Source organism: Arthrobacter sp. 05T442 (assembly GCF_056395945.1).
This window is the reverse complement of the sequence record NZ_JBFTKM010000007.1, coordinates 99,134-120,344: the sequence shown is the minus strand read 5'-3', so window position 1 is coordinate 120,344 and position 21,211 is coordinate 99,134. Positions and strand designations below refer to the sequence as shown.

Annotated in this window: 19 protein-coding genes and 1 pseudogene; 10 read left to right on the top strand and 10 right to left on the bottom strand. The window is 65.7% G+C overall.

The genetic code is table 11. The features are described from left to right. Positions 1 to 303: 303 nt before the first annotated feature. From AC1DES_RS09380 to AC1DES_RS09355, 6 genes and pseudogenes are all read right to left on the bottom strand, one after another. Positions 304 to 2,495, bottom strand: a pseudogene (locus AC1DES_RS09380) (alpha-galactosidase). A 554-nt stretch (positions 2,496 to 3,049) separates the two neighbouring features. Further along, positions 3,050 to 4,111 carry an L-glyceraldehyde 3-phosphate reductase gene (mgrA, locus tag AC1DES_RS09375; RefSeq protein ID WP_476895422.1) on the bottom strand — a complete coding sequence of 354 codons (1,062 nt, stop codon included), beginning with the start codon at positions 4,109 to 4,111 and terminating at the stop codon, positions 3,050 to 3,052. Between the two features lie 142 nt (positions 4,112 to 4,253). Further along, the gene (locus AC1DES_RS09370; protein WP_476895421.1) at positions 4,254 to 4,475 is read right to left on the bottom strand and encodes a hypothetical protein; all 222 of its coding nucleotides are present in this window, start codon (positions 4,473 to 4,475) and stop codon (positions 4,254 to 4,256) included. Positions 4,476 to 4,551: 76 nt separating this feature from the next. Beyond that, entirely contained in the window at positions 4,552 to 5,898 is a 1,347-nt protein-coding gene (locus tag AC1DES_RS09365) for an ABC transporter substrate-binding protein (protein ID WP_476895420.1), read from the bottom strand. 74 nt (positions 5,899 to 5,972) lie between these two features. Further along, positions 5,973 to 6,875 (bottom strand): carbohydrate ABC transporter permease, encoded by a 903-nt coding sequence (locus tag AC1DES_RS09360; protein ID WP_476895419.1) that lies wholly within the window; start codon positions 6,873 to 6,875, stop codon positions 5,973 to 5,975. 11 nt (positions 6,876 to 6,886) lie between these two features. After that, positions 6,887 to 7,789, bottom strand: a complete 903-nt coding sequence (locus tag AC1DES_RS09355) for a carbohydrate ABC transporter permease (protein ID WP_476895472.1) — start codon at positions 7,787 to 7,789, stop codon at positions 6,887 to 6,889. 195 nt (positions 7,790 to 7,984) lie between these two features. On the opposite strand from AC1DES_RS09355, the gene AC1DES_RS09350 reads away from it, so the two are divergent. The 3 genes from AC1DES_RS09350 to AC1DES_RS09340 all read left to right on the top strand — a co-directional run bounded on the left by AC1DES_RS09350 (position 7,985) and on the right by AC1DES_RS09340 (position 12,060). Beyond that, positions 7,985 to 9,217: a Gfo/Idh/MocA family protein gene (locus tag AC1DES_RS09350; RefSeq protein ID WP_476895418.1), complete on the top strand. Its 1,233-nt coding sequence runs from the start codon at positions 7,985 to 7,987 to the stop codon at positions 9,215 to 9,217. A 12-nt stretch (positions 9,218 to 9,229) separates the two neighbouring features. Next, positions 9,230 to 10,297, top strand: coding sequence for a LacI family DNA-binding transcriptional regulator (locus AC1DES_RS09345; protein WP_476895417.1), 1,068 nt, complete (start codon positions 9,230 to 9,232; stop codon positions 10,295 to 10,297). Positions 10,298 to 10,512: 215 nt separating this feature from the next. Further along, positions 10,513 to 12,060 (top strand): glycoside hydrolase family 32 protein, encoded by a 1,548-nt coding sequence (locus AC1DES_RS09340; protein ID WP_476895416.1) that lies wholly within the window; start codon positions 10,513 to 10,515, stop codon positions 12,058 to 12,060. 246 nt (positions 12,061 to 12,306) lie between these two features. Here AC1DES_RS09340 and AC1DES_RS09335 read toward each other — a convergent pair whose 3' ends face one another. From AC1DES_RS09335 to AC1DES_RS09325, 3 genes are all read right to left on the bottom strand, one after another. After that, the gene (locus AC1DES_RS09335) at positions 12,307 to 12,645 is read right to left on the bottom strand and encodes a hypothetical protein (protein WP_476895415.1); all 339 of its coding nucleotides are present in this window, start codon (positions 12,643 to 12,645) and stop codon (positions 12,307 to 12,309) included. Between the two features lie 117 nt (positions 12,646 to 12,762). Further along, on the bottom strand, positions 12,763 to 13,404 hold the full coding sequence (locus tag AC1DES_RS09330) for an isochorismatase family protein (protein WP_476895414.1): 642 nt from the start codon (positions 13,402 to 13,404) through the stop codon (positions 12,763 to 12,765). Further along, on the bottom strand, positions 13,405 to 14,733 hold the full coding sequence (locus tag AC1DES_RS09325; protein WP_476895413.1) for a nicotinate phosphoribosyltransferase: 1,329 nt from the start codon (positions 14,731 to 14,733) through the stop codon (positions 13,405 to 13,407). A gap of 96 nt (positions 14,734 to 14,829) precedes the next feature. On the opposite strand from AC1DES_RS09325, the gene clpS reads away from it, so the two are divergent. The 6 genes from clpS (at position 14,830) to rdgB (ending at position 19,123) form a co-directional block, all read left to right on the top strand. Beyond that, a complete protein-coding gene (clpS, locus tag AC1DES_RS09320) occupies positions 14,830 to 15,195 on the top strand; it encodes an ATP-dependent Clp protease adapter ClpS (RefSeq protein WP_476895412.1) in 366 nt (121 codons plus the stop codon). After that, complete coding sequence (locus AC1DES_RS09315; protein ID WP_476895411.1) at positions 15,188 to 15,754, top strand: DUF2017 domain-containing protein; 567 nt, start codon at positions 15,188 to 15,190, stop codon at positions 15,752 to 15,754. Before clpS ends, AC1DES_RS09315 begins: the two co-directional genes overlap by 8 nt. Positions 15,755 to 15,852: 98 nt before the next feature. Beyond that, entirely contained in the window at positions 15,853 to 16,869 is a 1,017-nt protein-coding gene (murI, locus tag AC1DES_RS09310) for a glutamate racemase (RefSeq protein WP_476895410.1), read from the top strand. Next, a complete protein-coding gene (locus tag AC1DES_RS09305) occupies positions 16,866 to 17,663 on the top strand; it encodes an MBL fold metallo-hydrolase (RefSeq protein WP_476895409.1) in 798 nt (265 codons plus the stop codon). The genes murI and AC1DES_RS09305 overlap by 4 nt, the downstream gene beginning before the upstream one ends. 54 nt (positions 17,664 to 17,717) lie before the next feature. Beyond that, entirely contained in the window at positions 17,718 to 18,476 is a 759-nt protein-coding gene (gene rph, locus AC1DES_RS09300) for a ribonuclease PH (RefSeq protein ID WP_476895408.1), read from the top strand. Further along, positions 18,473 to 19,123 (top strand): RdgB/HAM1 family non-canonical purine NTP pyrophosphatase, encoded by a 651-nt coding sequence (gene rdgB, locus AC1DES_RS09295; RefSeq protein WP_476895407.1) that lies wholly within the window; start codon positions 18,473 to 18,475, stop codon positions 19,121 to 19,123. Before rph ends, rdgB begins: the two co-directional genes overlap by 4 nt. A gap of 80 nt (positions 19,124 to 19,203) precedes the next feature. Here rdgB and AC1DES_RS09290 read toward each other — a convergent pair whose 3' ends face one another. Next, a complete protein-coding gene (locus AC1DES_RS09290) occupies positions 19,204 to 19,971 on the bottom strand; it encodes a VTT domain-containing protein (protein ID WP_476895471.1) in 768 nt (255 codons plus the stop codon). 114 nt (positions 19,972 to 20,085) lie between these two features. On the opposite strand from AC1DES_RS09290, the gene AC1DES_RS09285 reads away from it, so the two are divergent. Continuing rightward, positions 20,086 to 21,102, top strand: a complete 1,017-nt coding sequence (locus AC1DES_RS09285) for a 3'-5' exonuclease (protein WP_476895406.1) — start codon at positions 20,086 to 20,088, stop codon at positions 21,100 to 21,102. Positions 21,103 to 21,211: the final 109 nt, after the last annotated feature.

The window sequence follows — 21,211 nt, the reverse complement described above, 5'->3', positions numbered from 1 at the left end:
ACACTGTCTGGTGTCCCACTTCCTTGGTTCTATGGGGGGTCCGATCGCCTGTGGTGGGCTGTGGCAGAAGCTGTCACTAGAACCACACCTGTGGCCCATGTCAGAGGGGCGCGCCCGACGGCGCCTGACCTGCACAAACGAGGTCTGTTCCTTGCCGGAGTCCCGTCGGACCCCGAGAGAACTTAGGAACTGAGGCGGTAGGCAGCTGCGTCAATCTCCGAAGTAGTCTGCACGGAAAGGTGCTGCCCCGCCGTTTCCGCTGCTGCGGAGAGGGGCGGACGGCGGGGCAGGCCTTGCCCGTTGCTACAGTGCGGTGAATTTGAGCAGAAGTGCGTGTTCGGGGTTGAGGGCGGGCATGGGCAGCCCCACCTCGGCAAGGAAACGCCCCCCGCAACGGCGCCGTCCGCTAGCCAGACCGGAGGGCGGACCTGTGTGAACGTGTGCGAATAGTCGAAGTCACCCGGAGCCGGGAAGACGGCCTCCACACGGTACTCCCGGTCCGGCTCCAGACCGGGGATGGAGATCCGTCCCGGTTGTTCAGCGACCGCGGTGCGTGTGCTAACCAGGGCGAACAGCGCCGCCGTCGTGCCCTGCGCGACACCGCTGGGGGCCACTACGCCGTGCAGCATGAGGGAATCGTCGGGCACGTCCGCGCGGACCGTGCGCCCTGAATGGATCAGGTTCCGGTGTTCTTTGTAGAGTCCGATGAAGCGTTTGAGTTCCTTTCTTTCGGCGCCCTGAACGCTGCGGACATCCCATTCCATGCCGAAGTGGCCGAACAGGGCGGTGATGGCGCGGAAGGACAGGTCGTGCGTGCGGGCGGTGGTGTGTGAGGTGGTGGGCCCAATGTGTCCGCCCACCAGCTCCGGCGGAACCACCACGCCGGTCCAGCGTTGGATGGTCTGGCGTTCCAGCGCATCGTTGCAGTCCGAGCCCCAGATGCGGTCGGTGCGTTCCAGGATGCCAAGGTCCACACGGGCGCCGCCTGAGGAGCAGCTCTCAATTTCGACGCCGGGATGGGCCTTGCGGAGTTCGTCGAACAGGCGGTAGGCGGCGAGGGTCTGCTCGTGGACGGAGGAGCGGCCGGCGTGGCCGTGTTCGAGCAGGTCGCGGTTTTGGTCCCATTTGAGGTAGCTGACGTTGTTTTCACTCAGAAGGGCGTCAATGCGATCGTAGATGTACTGCCACGCCGCCGGGTTTACGAGGTCAATGACGTGCTGCTGCCGCCATTCAAGTGGCAGGCGGCCGCCATCCTTGTAGCTCTGGACGGACGGGCCAACAATCCATTCGGGGTGCGCACGGACGATGTCGGAGTCGAGGTTGACCATTTCCGGTTCCACCCAGAGGCCGAACTCCATGCCACGGGAAGTCACAGCGTTGATCAGTGGCGTGAGGCCGTCGGGCCAGAGTGATTCGTCGACGTACCAGTCGCCCAGTCCGGCGCGGTCGTCGCGGCGTCCGCGGAACCAGCCGTCGTCGAGCACAAAACGCTCAACACCAAGTTCCGCGGCGGACTCGGCCAGTTCCATCAGGGTGGCCAGGTTGTGGTCGAAGTAGACCGCTTCCCAGACATTCAGCACGACCGGACGAGGCTTGCCGGCGGGCAGGCCGGTGGTTGCTGCCGGCAGCACGTGGTGGGGGCGGGACCGGAACCAGCTGTAGAACGCCTCGCTGATGCCGTCCAGGCCGCGGTCCGAGTAGGCGGCGAACAAGGTGGGGGTAGTGTAGCTGCCTCCCGGCTCAAGGACGACCTCGGCGGGGCCCAGGAGCTCCGAACCGCCGATCATGGTGCGGCCGTCCCCGATGCTGTCCGCGAACTGCTCGTGGTTGCCACTCCAGGCCAAATGAGTGGCCCAGACCTGCCCGTGCCGGTTGCCGAAACCGGCGGTTCCGGCGGCGAAGAGTAGGGAGGAGTCGTGCCCGGTGCGGCCGTGCCGGCCCGTGCGGACCCAGGTGCCCTGCTGGATGGGGCGGCGCTGCGGGTGGCGTTCCCGGCACCAGCGCCCGGTCAGGTCAAGGATTTCGACGGCGTCCGGCGCCACAGGGAGGACGGTGGCCAGTTCGTCGAGCTGATAAGGCGTGGTGCCATCGTTGGTGAGGGTGTGGCGCAACTCCAGCAGGCCGCCGTCGTGCAGTGTCAGGGCGGAGGAGACGGTGAGGCCGGCGTCGGGATCGGACTGGACGATCACCGCGGAGGTCCCCTCGGCATCGGCGCTCACTACGCGGAGGCGGGCTGAGAAGTCCAAGCCGGAGACGCCGTCGGCGATGCGGTGGCCGCGCAGGGCGGGACGGCCCCGCCAGCCGGCTGAAGCCTGCGGCAGGAGGCCAATCGGTACAGTGGCGTCGACGGACGACGGCGGGATGGCCGCCGTGAGGATGGCGAGGTCCGGCAGCGTGCTGCCAAGGTCCGCGCCCCAGTGGATGACCTCAGCTTCCCCGCTGTCGAAGCTGATCACTAGGGTGGTTCCGGCGGAACGGAGGTGGAGGGGATTCATGAATGCTGTCCTTCTGTGTGGGAGTAGGGGGGTGGGGGCCGAGTACTGCGGGGAATTCGACGCCCGCGGCACGCAAGCAATAGAGCTGGTGGCCTAGTTGAAGAGGGCGTTGACCTTCTCGTTGGCCTCGCTCAAGGTGCTGGGGCTTCGTTCTTGCCCGATATCACAGCGTCCATGGCCGGGCCCATGAGTCCATAGACCTTTGCCGGGTTATCGGTATTGGGGAAGAGGAATGTCGTGCTGTCCTTGACGTGGGTGGGTGAAGGCGCTGACGTCTGCCCTTGGCTTTGAAGGCCGCGGCGGCCTTCTCAGAGGAGCTTTTGTTGGCGGGGAAAACTACGCCCTTGGAGGCTGCGACGTCCTGGCAGCCAGCCGAGGCGAGGTACTCGACCCACTTGACGGAAGCAGCCGGGTTCTTCGTCCGGGCCCAGATCGAGTTGGCAAGTCCGTTGAACGCTTGCCCCCGGGGCCTTCCGGGGCAGGGGCGACGCCGGCCGGCACTGATGATGGTGAGGCGGGTGCCAAGGCCACGGGTCAGGTCCCAGCCGGACACTTTAGCTCCACCTGCCGACAGCGGAACTTTTCTCCGCCCGGGGGTTGATCTCGGATTCGACGGCGAATTTGTCGATGGCCGTCAGCTCGTCCTGTGTGAACGCCAGGTTGTTGATGGCGGACAGCGTGTCCTCGAGCTGCTGGACGCTGGAGGCACCCACCAGGGCGGAGGTCACCGAGGAGCCCTTGACCTGTTCGCGGAGGATCCAGGCGATGGCCATCTGCGCCAGTGATTGCCCGCGGCCGGCGGCGATCCTGTTGAGCCCGCGGACACGGTCCATTTTGTCCTCGGTCAGTGCAGATTTGGAGAGGAACCGATCCTTGGCCGCGCGCGAATCGGCGGGGATGCCGACCAGGTAGCGGTCCGTCAGCATGCCCTGTGCCAGCGGGGAGAACGCGATGGAACCGGCTCCCACCTGTTCCAGCGCCTCGTAAAGGTTCGGCGTTCCGTTCTCGGTCCAGCGGTTCAGCATGGAGTAGCTGGGCTGGTGGATCAGCAGCGGCGTGCCGAGGTCCTTCAGGATCCTGGCCGCCTCGAGGGTCTGCTCCGGGGTGTAGGAGGAGATGCCGGCGTAGAGCGCCTTGCCGGAACGCACTGCATGGTCCAGTGCCCCCATGGTCTCCTCCAGGGGCGTTTCCGGATCCGGGCGGTGGCTGTAGAAGATGTCCACGTAGTCCAGGCCCATGCGCTGCAGGGACTGGTCCAGGCTGGAGATCAGGTATTTGCGGGAGCCCCACTCACCGTACGGGCCGTCCCACATGTAGTAGCCGGCCTTGGTGGAGATGACCAGCTCGTCGCGGTAGGGCTTGAAGTCGTCCTTGAAGTGACGGCCGAAGTTGGTCTCTGCCGAGCCGTCCGGCGGTCCGTAGTTGTTGGCCAGGTCAAAGTGGTTGACGCCGAGGTCGAAGGCGCGCCGGAGGATGGCGCGCTGTTCATCGAAGCGCTTGTCGTCGCCGAAGTTGTGCCACAGACCAAGGGAGATGGCGGGAAGTTTGAGACCGCTGAGTCCGACACGGCGGTAGGGCATGGACTCGTAGCGGTTTCCCGCAGCGGGGTAAGTCATAGGTTCATCCTGTCGGGACCGCTCACGTGCAGGTCCGGGGTCACGGGGTTCTCTGTTGGTTGAGGTGGTTTCCGGCTGCTATTCATCGTGGGATGAGTGGTTCCTGGTCACGGTTTCCAGGGGAAACTTTTCCCATCGCGGGTTACCATTCCTGCTTTTCCTGGATGGATCCGTACGGGATATCCGGGTGGAGCTGGACGGTGAAGTCCCGGGGGGAGTGCCGGGCAACGAGGCTCCCTTTGCCGCCGCAGAGCGGGGCCCGCTCGGCGAGGATGTTCACGGCTTTGTCCAGTTGGTCCTGTAGTTGGCTGCGTTTCTGGACGCGAATGTGGAGGAGGTCTTCATTTGATGCATCGGTGTACATGATGGTCCTGTGGATCGTCGTCGCGCGGGCGGAGGGGCGGAACCGAAAGGGCCCGCCCCTCCGTGGCGTCGAATGGTTACTTGAAGAGGGCGTTGACCTTTTCGTTGGCCTGGGTGAGGGAACTGGCCGGGGCCTTGCCGGAGACCACTGCATCCATGGCGGGATTCATGATGCCGTCAACTTTGGCAGCCTTGTCCGCGATCGGGTAGAGGAACGTGGTTTCATCCTCCACCTGTTGGGTGAAGGCGGTGACGTCGACGCCCTTGGCTTTGAAAGTCGCGGCAGCCTTGGCGGTGGAGGACTTGATGGCGGGAAAGACGACTCCCTTGGACGCGACGACGTCCTGGCAGGCTGAGGAGGCGAGGTATTCGACCCACTTGGTGGCTCCTGCGGGGTTCTTGGTGCCGGCCCAGATGGAGTCGGCCAGGCCGTTGAACATGGACGCGCGCTTGCCGTCCGGTCCCGTCGGGGTGGGTGCGATGCCGGTCTGGATGCCCTTGTAGCCGGTGTACTGGCCGGTCGTCCAGTCGCCCGAGGTGTTGATGGCGGCCTTGCCGGCGCCAAAGTTGTCCTGCATGCTGGCGCCTACCGTTGTTTCAAGTTTGGGCATGTAGCCCTTGTCCGCCAGCCCGGCCCACCAGGCGATGGTGTCCTGGAACTTAGGGTCGTCGTAGTTGAACTTGGTGCCCCAGGGATTCTTGTCCGTGTGGGTCCAGCCGGTGGTGGCCGTCAGGAAACTCCACTGGGTCTGGCCCTGGCCCGAGCCCGAGGACTCCAAACCCAGGCCGTAGACGGCCACATTGTTCTTATCGAAGCCGGCTTCGTCTCCGCGTTTACCGTTCTTGTCAACGGTCAGGTGGGCGATGGCCTTCTCGTAGCTGCCACCATCCTTGGGGTTCCAATCCAGGTTCGCCATCTGCTCGGCCGTGAGGCCGGCGGAGTCCGTCATCGCCTTGTTGTAGAACAGGCCTACGGTGTCCCAGTCCTTGGGAAGGCCGTAGCGCTTGCCGTCCTGGCCCACCCAGAGATCGGCCAGGCCCTTGTTGTAGATCGAGAGATCGACGTGGTCCTTGGCCACGGCGTCGTCGAGGGCCAGCAGCTGCTTCTGGGCGGCGAATTCTGGGTACTTGGACAGGTGGTCGGCGAAGACGTCCGGGGCGTTTCCGGCGACGAATCCGTTGGTCAGGGTGGTCCAGTAGTCACCCCAGCCGCGCTGGGTGATCTTGACTTTGATGTCCGGGTTGGCCTTGGTGAAATCCGCCGCGCACTGCTGGTAAGCGGGCAGCTGATTGGCATCCCACAGCCAGTAGTTGATTTCGCCCTTGGCCTCGGTGGTGGTGGATCCGCCGCTGCAGGCGGAGAGGGAGATGGCGATGGCTGCGGCGGCAGCGACGGCAGCTATGGCGCCGGGGGATTGTTTCATGATGAACCTTTCGAATAGGGCATGAGGTTGCCCGGAGTGGAGTTTGGTGGGGGTGAGCGGTTGGGATTAGCGGTCTATTTGATACCGGAGAATCCGATGGAGTTGACCACTTTTTTGCCGAAGGCGAGGAACAGGATGAGGATGGGCACTGCTGCAACGATGGTGGCGGCCATGAGTCCGGACCAGTCCGGTGCGCCCTGGGGGGACTGGGACTTGAAGACGCTGAGGCCCACGGTGAGGACGCGGATGCTCTCGTCGTTGCCGACCAGCAGTGGCCAGAAGTATTCGTTCCATTGGCCGATGAACGTCAGCAGCGCGAGGGTGGCCATGGGGGCGGCGGCGTTGGGCAGAACGATCTGGAAGAAGATACGCAGGCTCTTGGCCCCGTCGAGCATGGCTGCCTCCTCCACTTCGCGGGACATGCTGAGGAAGAACTGCCGCAGGAAGAAGATGGCGAACGCGGACATGAAAAGGAAGGGCAGTGTCAGGCCGGCGAACGTGTTCAGCAGGCCCAGGTTCTTGATCATGAGGAAGTTGGGCAGCGCGGTGAAGATCCCCGGAATCATCATGGTGGCCAGGAACACGGAGAAGACCTTGTCACGCCCGGGCCAGCGGAGCCGGGCGAAGGCGTAGGCGGCAAGTGCGCTGAAAAAGACCTGGGCTGCGGTAGTGACGGTGGAAAAGAGTATCGAGTTGCGCAGGTACAGCCAGAAGTCGATGACCGCCCCGGAACCTCCTTCGGCGATGGCCTCCTCTGTGGTCTGCATTCCAAAGACACGCTTGAACGCGCCCCAGGAGAAGTCCGCCGGCAAAAGGTTCCCGGAGTTGGAGGCCAGCGAGTGGTTGCTGGAGAGGGCCGTGCGGAGCATCCAGAGGAACGGGAAGATAGTGACGGCCAGGGCGAGGGCGATGACGGCCCACGCCCCGATGCGGTGCCAGTTGATTGGCTTCGTGCGGGAGAGTGTTGATGTTGTCATGGCGGGGTTCCTTAATCCAGATCTGATTCGTTGCCCTTGAGGAACTTCATTTGCACGAAAGCCACCAGGGCAAGAATGAGGAAGAGAATGACGGACAGGGCGGAGGCGTAGCCGAAGTCCGATTCGCCGAAGGCTTTTTGGTAGATGTACATCTGGATGACGCGGGTGGCGTTGACGGGGCCGCCGCCGGTGGTTACAGCGACGGTGTCGAAGACCTGGAACGATCCGATGACGGTGACCACCAGGACCAGTGCCAGGACCGGACGCAGGAGCGGCATGGTGATGCTCCAGAACGTCCGGGTGGGGGACGCCCCGTCGAGGGACGCGACCTCGTAGACGTGGTGGGGGATGGCCTGGAGGCCGGCGAAGATGAGCAGGGCGGTGTAGCCCATGTGGCGCCAGACGTTGACTAAGGCGATGGTGGGGATGGCCCATTGCTCGCTGCCGAAGAAGGCGATGCGGGGAAGGCCCATCCAGCTGATGATTTCGTTGACGATGCCGATCTGGTAGTCGAGCATCCAGAACCACAGCAGGGCCACGATCACGTTGGCCACCAGGAAGGGAAGCAGCAACGCGCCGCGGACCAACGTGGATTTGGCCACGCGGTGCATCAGCAGCGCCAGGCCGAGGGCGATGACAATCTGGAAGACGATGTTGATAGCGACGTACTGGATGGTCACAGCCATCGCGTTCCAGAAGAGCTCATCCTTGAAGATCGCCGTGTAGTTGTCGAGGCCGACCCATTTGGGCTCTCCGAGGATGCTGTACTCGGTGAAGCTCAAGTAGATGCCGCGGATGGTCGGGACTAGAGAAAAAGCAACGAGGCCGATCGTCGCCGGGAGGATGAACAGCAGTGCGATCCTGAAGTCGCGCACTTTGGCCATCCGACGGCCTGGGTTTGAACGTTGCGGCATCTTCTGCGTTACGGCGGGTGGGTGCTTGGTAATAGTGGTCATCTTTGATCCCTCTCCTGTGAGGCAGGTAACAATTGACCGCCACTCTACGCGCGTAGCTAAGAAAAAGGCAACCTTTTCCTTGCAAAGCAGAGCTTTTTGGCTAGTCAAAAAAACGCTCTTGACGCGCGTAGATTTCATGGGCATACTTTTTCCATGACTTCTTCAATTGGAATCGTTGGTGCGGGACAGTTCGCAGGCGTCTTCGCCAAGCTCTTCGCCGCCCATCCCGGAATCTCAGACATCTTTCTCACTGACCTCATCACTGAGCGTGCGGAGGCCCAAAGCAGCAGCGCCGGCGCCGCAGGGACGTTCGAGAGCTTCGAGGCAATGCTTGAAAGCGACGTCGACGCTGTTGCGATCTTCACCCAGCGCTGGACCCACGGACCCTTGGTGCTGCAGGCGCTGCGCGCCGGCAAGCACGTCTACTCCGCCGTGCCCATGGCGATCTCCGAAGAGGAGATCGCAGAAATTATCGAAGCGGTCCGCGAGACCGGGCTGACGTACATGATGGGTGAGACCAGCTACTACAACCCCGCAACCGTCTTTGCCCGCAAAAAGAATGCAGAGGGCGCCTTCGGCCGGATCTTCTACGCCGAGGGCGACTACGTCCACGACATGGACCTCGGCTTCTACGACGCATACCAGTACAGCGGCGGAGAAAACTGGAAACGCACCGCCAGCTACCCGCCCATGCTCTACCCCACCCACTCCGTGGGCGGGGTGCTCGGAGCAACCGGCTCCCACGCCGTCAGCGTCAGCTGCGTCGGCTACCGGGATGAGCGCGGCGACGGCGTCTTCGACCGAGAGGTAAGCATGTTCGCCAACGACTTCTCCAACGCCAGCGCCCTGTTCGAACTCGCCGACGGCGGGTCCATGCGCATCAACGAGTTCCGCAGGGTGGGCTACCCCTCCCACCTGCGCGAGAGCCGCTTCCGCTACTTCGGCACGGAGGCCAGCTTCGAACAGCTCGCCCTGGTCAGCGTCTGGCAGGACAAGCACGTCGTGACCGACATCAGTGACCAGCTCGAGACCCAGGCCACCATGGACGCGGACGACCCCATGTTGGCCGACGTGGCTCCTGCACTTCGCGATGCCTTTATTTCCGGCATGGCCTCCGTGCACGACGCCGGACGACTGCCGGCAGAGTTCCGCGGCCTGCCCAACGGCCACGAGGGCAGCCACCACTTCCTCGTGGACGACTTCGTCACCGCCATCAACACCGGCACACTGCCTCTGATCAACGCCTGGGAAGCGGCGCGCTACACGCTTCCCGGCATCGTGGCCCACCAGTCGGCCCTGCGCGGCGGAGAACGCCTGCCGGTGCCCGACTTCGGCGACGCTCCGGCAGAGCTGCCCCGCCCGGTACTTCGCGAGTCCGCCAAGTGAAACGCCGATAGCATGGTTGCCATGCCGCACCCGACCTCACACACCAAGCCCGCCGTTACACGCGACGATGTCGCCCGGCTGGCAGGGGTCAGCAGCGCCGTCGTCAGTTACGTGGTCAACGGCGGGCCCAGGGCCGTTTCCCCTGCGAACGAGGCCAAGGTGCGGCAGGCAATCAGGGCGCTGGGCTACCGGCCAAACGCGGCAGCCAGGGCACTTGCCTTAGGTTCCAGTGAGATGCTCGCCATGATCATCCCCGATGCCCTGAATCCGTTTTTCGCCTCACTCGCCCGCGCCGTCGAGAACGCCGCGGCGGAGCGGGGCTACACCCTCCTGCTGGCGGACTCTCAGGCTTCGCTGCGGACTGAGCGCCGCCTCATCAAGAACTTCGCCGCCCGGAGGGTGGACGGAATGTTCCTCTGGAGCGAACTGTCCGATCCCGATCTGATGGACCTTGAACAGGCAGACATTCCCGTAGTGCTCCTGAACCACAGCACTGACCTTCCCACAGCAGGCAGTCCCGCCGTCATGAAACACAGCGCGGAAGACCACGGCGCCAACTCCGTCGGTGTAGCTTTCCGGGACGGAGCGCGCATGGCGGTCGAGCACCTCATCGGCCACGGCCACGAATGCATCGGGCTGGTCATGGGCAACACTGCTGGCGGCGACCTCGACGCGCGCGAGGTCGGATGGCGCCAGGGCATCCTGGACGCCGGCCTCACCCCTGGCCCTATCGTTCGGGTTCCGTTTACCCGCGAGGGCGGGTACCGCGCCGGGCTGGAGCTGCTGGCCCGCAGCGAGCGGCCGACCGCGGTCTTCGTCAGCTCCGACCAGCAGGCTGTTGCTCTGCTCTGCGCCCTCCAGGAGGGCGGCCTGCGGATACCGGAGGACCTCGCGGTGTTCTCCTTCGACGGCTCACCCGAAGCTGAATACACCTGGCCCCGGCTCAGCACAGTCGCCCAGCCCGTCAAGGACATGGCCCAAGCCGCCCTGGATGCCCTCCTGGCACCGCCCGGAAAAGAAACTCAGACCAATATCTTCCCCGCCGAACTCGTACTGCGCACTTCCTGCGGCTGCCACTAAAACACAGCCTCTCCGGCTGCGCTAAGGCGATCACCTGCCGGAGGGGCCGGCATCCCCCGGCACTGGGAGAACCGGCCCCTCCGGGGCCGACGTCCGTCCGCAACCGCCCACCGGCGAGTGCGTTTCCTTGCTGACCGGAGGTCACCTGGCAGCCGCCGCGGCTGCCCATCTGCCAGCGGCGTACCTACCGATAAACCACAAAGGCACCCAACGTCATGACTGCTATTTCCGCACACGAGGATGACATCTTCAGGCCCGCCATCCACTACACAGCCAAAAACACCTGGCTGAACGACCCGAACGGACTCGTCTACCACGAGGGCATTTATCACCTCTATTACCAGAACAACCCCTTCGGGAACGTCTGGGGCAACATGTCCTGGGGCCACGCCACCTCGGCGGACCTGGTCAACTGGGACGAGCAGCCCGTGGCCATCCTCTGCGACGCCGAAGAGGACATCTTCTCCGGCAGCATCGTCATCGACCAGTACAACACCAGCGGCCTCGGCAACGGGCGGACCGCCCCACTGGTGGCAATTTACACCAGCGCCTACAAAGACGGCTCAGGCCGCCGGGGCACACAGGCCCAGTCCCTGGCCTGGAGCTCCGACGGCGGCTACACCTGGACCAAGCACCAAGGCAACCCCGTCCTCGACAGGAACTCCGCAGACTTCCGCGATCCGAAGGTGTTCCGCTACAACGGGCCCCCGGGCAGCTATTGGGTCATGGTGGCCGTCGAAGCCAACGAGCACAAAGTGGTCATCTACAGCTCCGATAACCTTCGGGACTGGCACTACCTCAGCAGCTTCGGACCCGCCAACGCCACCGGCGGCGTCTGGGAGTGCCCCGACCTCTTCCCTTTGCCACTGGACGGCGACGAAGAGCAGACCAAGTGGATTCTCACCCTGAACCTCAACCCCGGAGGGCCCAACGGCGGATCCGGGGGCCAATACTTTGTCGGCCACTTCGACGGCGTGGCCTTCACATCCGAAACAACCGTCACCGACGGCAGAAGCCAAACGGCCGAACTCGACACCTACCACTGGCTCGATTGGGGACGCGACTACTACGCGGCCGTCTCGTTCAACAACGCACCCGATGGGCGCCGTCTCATGGTCGGCTGGATGAACAACTGGCAATACGGCGCCGCCATCCCGACCTGGCCATGGCGCAGTTCCATGTCACTCGTACGCGAAATGTCCTTGGTCACGGACCGGGGTCAGCCCCGACTGTCCCAACGGGTCGCCGACGAGTATCGAAAGGGCAGCTCGCTGTCCGTGAACACTTGGTCTGATCTTCCAATAGATGAAGGAATACACCACCCGCACGGGGGAGCGCCCGTAGAGATCATCGAGGTGACCTTCAGCCCGGGATCCGCAGAGGAATTCGGGCTCATCATTCGAGGCAAGGGCACCGAAGGCACGCGTATCGGCATCCGTCCCTCCAACAACCGGCTCATCATGGACCGGACAAGATCCGGCAATACGGAATTCCACGACGCCTTTGCTTCCACCGATACAGCACCATTAAAACCGGCCCCCGACGGGTCCTACACTCTCACCCTCTTCATCGACCGCTGCTCAGTGGAAGTCTTCGCCCAAAACGGCCAGGTCACCATGACAGGGCTCATATTTCCCGAGCCGGATAGCAACCGTCTGTCGCTTTACGCCAAAGGGGGGACCGCCGCCGCCCCCTGCCTGAAAGTGACGCGACTCGCGGAGCCGCCGGTGCGAATCGCAGAACCATTGATCCTGAGCCGGTAGCGCCTAACGACCAATGAAGAAGGCTTCCCAAGGCTCAGAGTGTGCCTTCGATGATGCCGGTCCACCCCCAATCAAGGACGTCATTGCAGTAGTGCAGACGGCTTCTGACATTCCGTGCAGACGCCTTCTGAAACTGACAAGGCGCACGAGCGCCGAACAGCGCACGCAAGGGCACAAAAAAGGAACCGGACGGCCCGGTTCCTTTTTTGTGCGGCGCTATTCGGCGTTTCGCAGCGGTGCGGGGCCTTACTGGCCGCAGACCTGGCTGAAGGTCTGGCCGGCCGAGGTGTAGCTGGCCTTCAGGTCCTGGAGCTTGCCGGCGTCGGGGTTTTCCTTCGTGGATTCGTCCAGGAAGTCGACGACGGCCTTCAGCGACGGCTTCAGGTCGTCCGAGGACGACGCCGCGATGGGCCTGATCTGGTTGGCGAGCTTAATCATGCCGGGCTTGTCCGAGCCGGACGACGGGGCGGCGACGACGGTCTTGATGCGGGCGCAGGTTTCCTCGTTGGTCATCTTCGGGGCAGAGCAGCCGGCGGCGCCGAGCAGGGCCCCGGCAGCGATCAGGACAGTGAGGGTCTTCTTCATGGTGTACTCCGGGGTTCTACGGGTCTGACGATAATGGCAGTCATTTCGAGTCTACTGTGAGGACAGGGTCTTCCAGGCAGGCGTCGCGACGCCCCGCCCCGCACGGGAGGAGCCGGCTCAGGCGACGTCAACCCCGCCGAGCTCCATCTCCGCGACGGCGTCGTCGAGATCCTCGGCGATCCCCACCGTCAGGCCGCGCAGGACGGTGACGGAATAACCGGCCTGCACAGCGTCCAGCGCCGTCGCCTTTACACAGTAATCGGTGGCGATCCCCACCACCACCACGTCCTCGACATCGTGGCTTTGCAGCCAGTCGTCAAGCCCGATCGCATCCTCGTCCGCGGCGGAGGCCTCGGCGGCAGGCGAGCCAAGCGGCATCGAGCCGGGTGTCCGGTCCCCGGTGGGGACGGCGTCGTCCGGAGCCAGGACACCTTCGAAGCCCGAGTAGGCCGCGGTGAACTGTCCTTTGCGGAAGTAGGCCTGGATGTACTCCGGGTCGAGGTCCGGATGCAGCTCGGCGCCGCGCGTGCCGGCCACGCAGTGCGGCGGCCAGCTGTCCACAAAATCCGGGTCCTCGGAGAAGTGCCCGCCCGGGTCGACATGCCAGTCCTGCGTGGCCACGATGTGGTCGAACTGGCCGTGGTGGGCGTCGACGTACTCGCTGATCTCGCCGGCCAGCTCGGCCCCCCCGTCCACGGGCAGCGTGCCTCCCTCGCAGAAATCGTTCTGGACGTCAACGATGATCAGGGCGCGGGACATTTAGTCCTCCTCATAGGCGGTGGGGACGGCGGGTTCGCCGCGCTGGAGGCGGTTGACGACGGCGGGGAGTTCCTTCATGGTCTCCGCGTGGCGCCGGCGGGCGCGCTGGACACCTTCAGCGCCGGTCCAGCCCGGCAGGAGCTCGCCGTTCTTGATGAACTGCTGCAGCAGCTGGCGGTCGTTGCCGTCGTCCTCCGGGCGGTGGCCGATGCCCACGATCTCCTGGGTGGCGGTGCCGTGCGCGTTGAGTTTGCGCAGGGCGTACTTGCGGCCGCCCTTGCTGGTCTTGTTTTTGGCCGCCTTGGCCACCGGAATGAACTCTCCGGCGTCATCGGTGCGGCTGACCAGTTTGTAGACCATGCTGGCCGTCGGGGCTCCGGAGCCGGTGACGAGGGAGGTGCCGACCCCGTAGGAATCCACCGGCGCGGACTGCAGCGCGGCGATGGCGAATTCGTCGAGGTCCGACGTCACCACGATCTTGGTGTGGTCGTTCCCGAGCTCGTCGAGCAGCTGGCGGACCCACTGCGCCTGCGCCACGAGGTCCCCGGAGTCCAACCGGACGGCGCCGAGCCTGTTCCCGGCGAGCTCGACGGCGGTCCGGACGGCCGCTTCGACGTCGTAGGTGTCCACGAGGAGGGTGGTTCCCGGGCCGAAGGCGGCGATCTGGGCCTCGAACGCCTCGCGTTCGGTGTCGTGGAGCAGGGTGAAGGAGTGCGCGGCCGTGCCCACCGTCTTGAGCCCGTACCGCAGCCCGGCCTCAAGGTTGGAGGTGCTGTCGAATCCGGCAATGACCGCGGCGCGGGCCGCCGCGGACGCGGATTCCTCGTGGGTCCGGCGTGATCCCATCTCGATGCAGGGGCGGTTGCCGGCGGCCGTGATCATCCGCGAGGCGGCTGAGGCGATCGCGCTGTCGTGGTTGAGGACGGAGAGGAGGTAGGTCTCCAGGATGCAGGCCTCGGCGAACGTGGACTCCACGATCAGGACGGGGGAGTTGGGGAAGTAGGCCTCGCCCTCCGGGTAGCCCCAGACGTCGCCGGAGAAGCTGTAGCCGGCCAGGTAGTCCAGCGTTTCCTCGTTGACCACGCCCGTGCGGCGCAGGAAGTCGAGCTCGGCCCCACCGAAGCGGAAATTCACGATCCCCTCCAGCAGGCGGCCGGTCCCTGCCACGATCCCGTAGCGGCGGCCGTCCGGCAGGCGCCGGGCGAAGGCCTCGAACACCGACTTGCGGTGGGCGGCGCCGGACTGCAGCGCGCCTTGCAGCATGGTCAACTCGTAGTGGTCGGTGTACAGGGACGTGCGGGGATGGTCCCAGCCGGCAGAGGTACTCACAAATTCACTCTAGTCCCCACCGGCTCCCTCGTCTCGCTTCGCTTCGCCGCGGGGCCCCTCGCCGGCGTGGGCCCACCCTCCCCATAGAATGGACAGATGACCCTCAGCGTTGCGCTCGGCCCCGACACGCGGGAGAGCACCCAGACCGGAACAGTGACGTCCACCGACGTTTTGACCGCCCCGGACATCCCTTGGAACCTCGTCATCTGGAACGATCCGGTGAACCTGATGAGCTATGTGAGCTACGTGTTCCGCAGCTATTTCGGCTATTCGGAGGCCAAAGCCAACAAGCTCATGATGGAGGTCCACAAGAAGGGCCGGTCCATCGTGGCGCACGGCAGCAAGGAACAGGTGGAGCAGCACGCGGTCGCCATGCACGGCTACGGCCTCTGGGCCACCGTGGAAAAGGCCACCGGCGGCGACGGCACAGGATCAGGCAAGGGCAAGGGGAAACGTGGCTAAGGCATTCAAGAACGGGCTCAAAGGCATCACCGGCTATCTGGAGCCGGCCGAGCGGGAGCTGCTGCGCAGCCTCTTCGATGACGTCATTTCGATGCTTGAGCCGGAGGAACGCGCCAACCAGGATCCGCTGGCCGCGCTGGTCGGGCTCGACACCGAAGCCCGGGAGCCCTCTGACCGTGCCCTGCGGCGGCTGCTGCCCAACGTCATGAAGAACGACGACGACGCTTCCCTTGAGTTCCGCCGCTACACCGAACGCTCACTGCGCGAGGGCAAGATCGGGGCCCTGAAGGCGGCCTCGCTGGGGCTGGACAGGAACGAGCTCGTGCTCACCGCGGCGGAGGCCCGGCACTGGGCCACCGCGCTCAACGATGTCCGGCTCGTGCTCGCCGAACGCCTCGACATCCGCGACGACGCCGATGCCGACAACGTCCACCTCATGCAGGACTGGTCCCAGGCCGAGGACGTGGAAAGCTACCTGGCACTCGTCTACAACTTCACCACCTGGCTGCAGGAGTCCCTCGTCCAGGCCATGGCGCAGTCGCTCGAAACGCGCCGCTGAGCCGGGACCCCGGCGCGGCGCATGTGACTGACCAGACACGAGTCGCACGACACAATGTCATGGCCGCACCGGAGGCTAAGCCCTATCCTCGAATAATCATGACTTCAGCATCGAGCATGGATCCGGCAGCGGGAGCTGCAGCGGAGTCCCCAGCGAGCAGCACCGCCCCCAGCCGGATGGGATCGCGGCCCATCGGTGTCTTCGACTCAGGCGTCGGCGGACTCACCGTGGCACGGTCCATCATCGACCAGCTGCCCAACGAATCCATCCTGTATGTCGGGGACACCGCGCACGGCCCCTACGGCCCGCTGCCCATCGCCGAGGTCCGCGCCAACGCGCTCGGCGTCATGGACGAGCTGGTGGACTCCGGCGTCAAGCTGCTGACCATCGCCTGCAACTCCGCCTCCGCTGCCGTGCTGCGCGACGCCCGGGAACGCTACACGGCCCGCTACGGCATCCCCGTGATCGAAGTCATCCAGCCGGCCGTCCGCCGCGCCGTCGCAGCGACCCGCAGCGGCCGTGTCGGCGTCATCGGCACCTCCGCGACGGTCGGGTCCCGCGCCTACGAGGACACCTTCGCGGCGGCCCCGGACCTGGAAATCACCTCCGTGGCGTGCCCGGCGTTCGTGCCCTACGTGGAGGCCGGCATCACCACCGGTCCTGAACTCCTCGCCGTCGCCCGCGAGTACCTCGCGCCGCTCAAGGCCGCGGGGGTCGACACGGTGGTGTTGGGCTGCACCCACTACCCGCTGCTTACCGGCGTGATCTCCTTTGTCCTCGGCGAGGACGTCACCCTGGTTTCGAGCGCCGAGGAAACGGCGAAGGACGTCTACCGCGCACTGGCCTCCCGCGGCCTGGAACGGATGGACGCCGCGGCCCCCGAGCACCACTTCATCGCGACCGGGGATGCCGCCCAGTTCGAACACCTCGCCCGGCGCTTCCTCGGCCCCGAGGTCCTCAGCGTCCGCCACGTGGACCACGTCGCCGCGCAGTACCCCACGGGCAGCCTCGCACGGATCACCCCGGAGATGATCGCCGCAGCCCAGGCCGGGGCGGGCCGTCCCCGGATCTCCAACTTCGTGGCGCCGTCCTCCCAGCGGGGGCGTGGCCTGTGAAGCTGACCATTGTGGGCTGCACCGGATCCTTTCCGGGACCGGGCTCGCCGGCGTCGTGCTATCTGCTGACCGCCAACGACGGCGAGCGGAACTGGAAGATCGTGCTGGACATCGGCAGCGGAGCCCTGGGCGCCATCCAGCGGTACACGGACCTCGAAGACATCGACGCCATCTTCCTCACCCACCTCCACCCGGACCACTGCATGGACCTGTGCGGACTGCACGTCGCGGTGCGCTGGAAGCCGGGCGGCTGGGGCCGGGGCCGGATCCCCGTCTGGGGACCCGCCGCCACGGCTGACCGGATGGCCACAGCCTACGGGCTGGATCTTGACCCGGGCATGCACGAGGAATTCGACTTCAGCAACTGGGCCGAACGCACGCCCGTGACCCTGGGCCCGTTCACGGTGACGCCCTACGCCGTCAACCATCCCGTGGAGGAGTGCTACGCGCTGCGCGTCGAGGTCACCGAGCCTGCAAAGGACGGTACGCCCGTGACCCGGGTCCTGAGCTACTCGGGCGACACGGATTCCTGCAGCGGCCTGGAGGACGCCGCCCGCGACGCCGACCTCTTCCTCTGCGAGGCCGCCTTCGAGGAAGGACGCGACGACGGGATCAAGGACGTGCACCTGACCGGCAAACGGGCAGGCGAGGCCGCCGTCGCTGCCGGTGCGCGGCGCCTGCTGCTGACCCACATTCCGGTCTGGACCTCGCCGACGACCGTCATGGCCGAGGCCAAGGACATCTTTGGCAAGGACGTGGCCGTCGCCGTCGCCGGGGTGCACTACACGGTCTGACTGCGTCCGGCAGCCCGGCGCGGGCGGCGCTGCGTGAGTCGATAAGCTAAGGGCATGACTTCCGAAGCCCTTACTGTCCCCGTCATCCGCGCCGATGGCCGCACTCCCGACCAGCTGCGGCCGATCAGCATCACCCGAGGCTGGTCCAAGCAGGCCGAAGGTTCGGCCCTGATCGAATTCGGCAACACCCGGGTCCTGTGTACGGCTTCCCTGACAGAAGGCGTTCCGCGCTGGCTCAAGGGCGAAGGCCGCGGCTGGGTGACCGCCGAATACGCCATGCTGCCCCGGGCGACAAACACCCGCTCCGACCGCGAGTCGGTCAAGGGCAAGATCGGCGGCCGCACCCACGAGATCTCCCGGCTGATCGGACGCTCACTGCGTTCCATCATCGACACCAAGGCCCTGGGCGAGATCACGATCGTACTGGACTGCGATGTCCTGCAGGCCGACGGCGGCACCCGCACCGCCGCCATCACCGGCGCCTACGTGGCGCTTGCCGACGCCATCCGCTTCGCCCGGGAGAAGAAGATGATCCCGCGCAACGCCGAGCCCCTGATCGATACCATCGCGGCCGTGTCCGTCGGCATCATCGACGGCGTCCCGATGCTGGACCTGCCCTACGTCGAGGACGTCCGGGCCGAGACGGACATGAACGTCGTGGTGACAGGATCCGGCAAATTCGTCGAGGTCCAGGGCACCGCCGAAGGCGCGCCTTTCGACCGTGATGAGCTGAACAAGCTGCTGGACCTGGCTTTGCTGGGCACGGAGCAGCTCGCCGCCATCCAGCGCGAGACCCTGGCCGAAGCGCCGTGACCCAGGCCCCCGCCGAACCGGTGCTCGTCCTTGCCACGCACAACAAAGGCAAACTCCGGGAGCTCCGGGAGCTTCTCAGGGACCAGGTGCCCGGGCTCGACGTCGACACGCAGGTTGTGGATGCGGGAGCCGTCGGAGCACCGGACGTCGCCGAGACCGGCGTGACATTCGCCGAGAACTCGCTGCTGAAGGCGCGGGCGGTCGCCGAGGCGACCGGGCTGGTGGCGATCGCCGATGACTCCGGACTGTCCGTGGATGTCCTGGGCGGCGCGCCCGGGATCTTCTCGGCGCGCTGGGCCGGCCGGCATGGGGACGATGCCGCGAACCTGCGGCTGCTGCTGGCGCAGCTGGCCGACGTGCCGGATGAATACCGTGGCGCAGCGTTTGTTTGCGCGGCAGCCCTGGCGGTGCCGGGCACGCCCCCGGACGGCGGCCGGGAAGTCGTGGAGTACGGGCAACTGGAAGGCACGCTCCTGCGCGAGCCCCGCGGCGAAGGCGGATTCGGCTACGATCCGGTGCTCCAGCCGAGCGGGCTGGACCGGAGCTGCGCCGAGTTGAGCTCCGAGGAGAAAAACGCCATCAGCCACCGCGGCCACGCTTTCCGGGCGCTGCTGCCGGCAATCGTCGAGGCCTTGGCCGGGAAGTAGCGGCCGGTCTTCCCCGCCTTAACCACTTGAAGGCGCCCCACCGTGCGGGGCGCCTTCAAGTGGTTTACGATGCCTGCGTCCTAGGGGGTCTTGCGCTCGTCTTCGGGCTCGTGTTCTTCGATGAACTCGTCCACCGCATCCGTGCCGAACTTTGCGGACTGGCGCCGGGCGATGAAACCGCGGATGACCTCAATGGCGATCGGGATGACGGAGACCAGCACGATGGCGATGAAGATGATGTCGAGGTTGTCCCGCACCCACGGCACGGTGTCGCCCAGGAGGTAACCGAGCAGCGTCACGCCCCCGCCCCACAGGACAGCGCCGACGACGTTGTAGAGGAAGAACTTGCGCTTGCTCATCTGGGCCACGCCGACGATCACGGGAACGAAGGTGCGGATGATCGGCACGAAGCGGGCCAGGATCAGTGCCTTGCCGCCATGCTTTTCAAAGAAGGCGTGGGCGTTTTCCACGTGTTCCCGCTTGAACAGCTTGGAGTTGGGTTTGTTGAACAGGGCATGGCCGGCTTTGGACCCGATCAGATAGCCTGCCTGGTTCCCGAGGATCGCGGAGACGATGATCAGCGCCGCCAAAGCCCAGATGTTGAACTTGATGGTGCCCGTGGCGACGAGCAGGCCGGCGGTGAACAGCATGGAGTCTCCGGGCAGGAAGAAACCGATCAGCAGCCCGGTTTCGGCGAAGATGATGCCGCAGACCAGGAGCACAACCCACGGGGCCAGCGACGGGTTGGCCAGGAAGACCTGCGGGTTGATCCAGTCCGGCAGGAGGGAGGACAGGTGCGGCTGCACCGGCCCGGCGCCTCCGAGTGCGGACACGGCATAGTCGGTCATTGCTATAGGGTTCACCGGTTAAGCGTACTTGACGGCCGTCGTCGGGCATCGTCGCCGCGGCGACAGGCGGGGGCGGTTGCGCGTCGGGCCGGTCGCCGGCGGTAAAGTTGAGGCGTGGGTTTGGACTTTACGGCGATCGATTTTGAGACCGCGAACGGCTTCCGCGGTTCACCGTGCGCCGTTGGCCTGAGCAAGGTCCGCGGCGGCGTCGTGGTCGAGGAGGCATCCTGGCTCATGCGGCCGCCGGAGAACCACGACGCCTTCGACCACCACAACGTCCGGATCCACGGCATCCGGCCGGAGCAGGTGGCGGGCCTGCCCCGCTTCGGTGAACTCTTCCCGGAGATCGGGGCCTTCATCGGCGGGGACGTGCTGGCCGCCCACAATGCCGCCTTCGACCTCGGCGTGATCCGTTCCGGCCTGGAGGTCTCCGGGCTGCCCGGGCCGGCCTACGATTACGTCTGCACCGTGATGCTCGCGCGCCGCTGCTACTCCCTGGTCTCCAACTCGCTGCCCTACGCGGCCCAGGAAGCCGGGGTGCCGCTGGTCAACCACCACGACGCGGCCGAAGACGCCCGGGCGTGCGCCGGTATCCTGATTGATATTGCCGCCCGCAACGGCGCCGGCAGCATCGCGGAGCTGTACCTGTCCCTGGGCCTCGCGGTGTCCCACCAGCCGGCGTTCGACCCCCGGCGCGATGCCCTGTCCAAGGCGACCGTGTCTGCCCTCGCCGGGGGACCGGGCAGCGCAGGGGCACGCGAAGCCCGCCCGTTCCAGCCCGGCTGGCCGGAGGAGGGCGCCAACCCGGCGCCTAACAACGCCGCCGCACCGGACCACCCGCTGTTCGGCCAGACAGTCGTGTTCACCGGCGAGCTGGCGATGCCCCGGCCCGAAGCGAAAATCCGTTCCGCGGAACTCGGGGCGAGGCCGGAAAGCCGCGTCACCGCCCGCACCACGGTCCTGGTGGTGGGGGACGGCTTCGTGGCCGCGGACCTGCGCTCCGGCCGGCTGACCGGAAAAGCCCGGCGCGTCCTGGAGCTGCACGGGCGCGGTCAACGGATCGAAGTCCTGTCCGAAGGTGAATTCCTGCAGATGGTTGGAAGCCACCTGGCCGCGGCCGCCCCTGCCTAATGCGGGGCGCGTCGGGTTTCTCCGGCTGACGCCGGCCTATGCCTGGCTCGCAGGGCTACGCCGGTCCGCGGTTCGCCGGTCACACGGCGCAACATTCATTTCCGCGGTG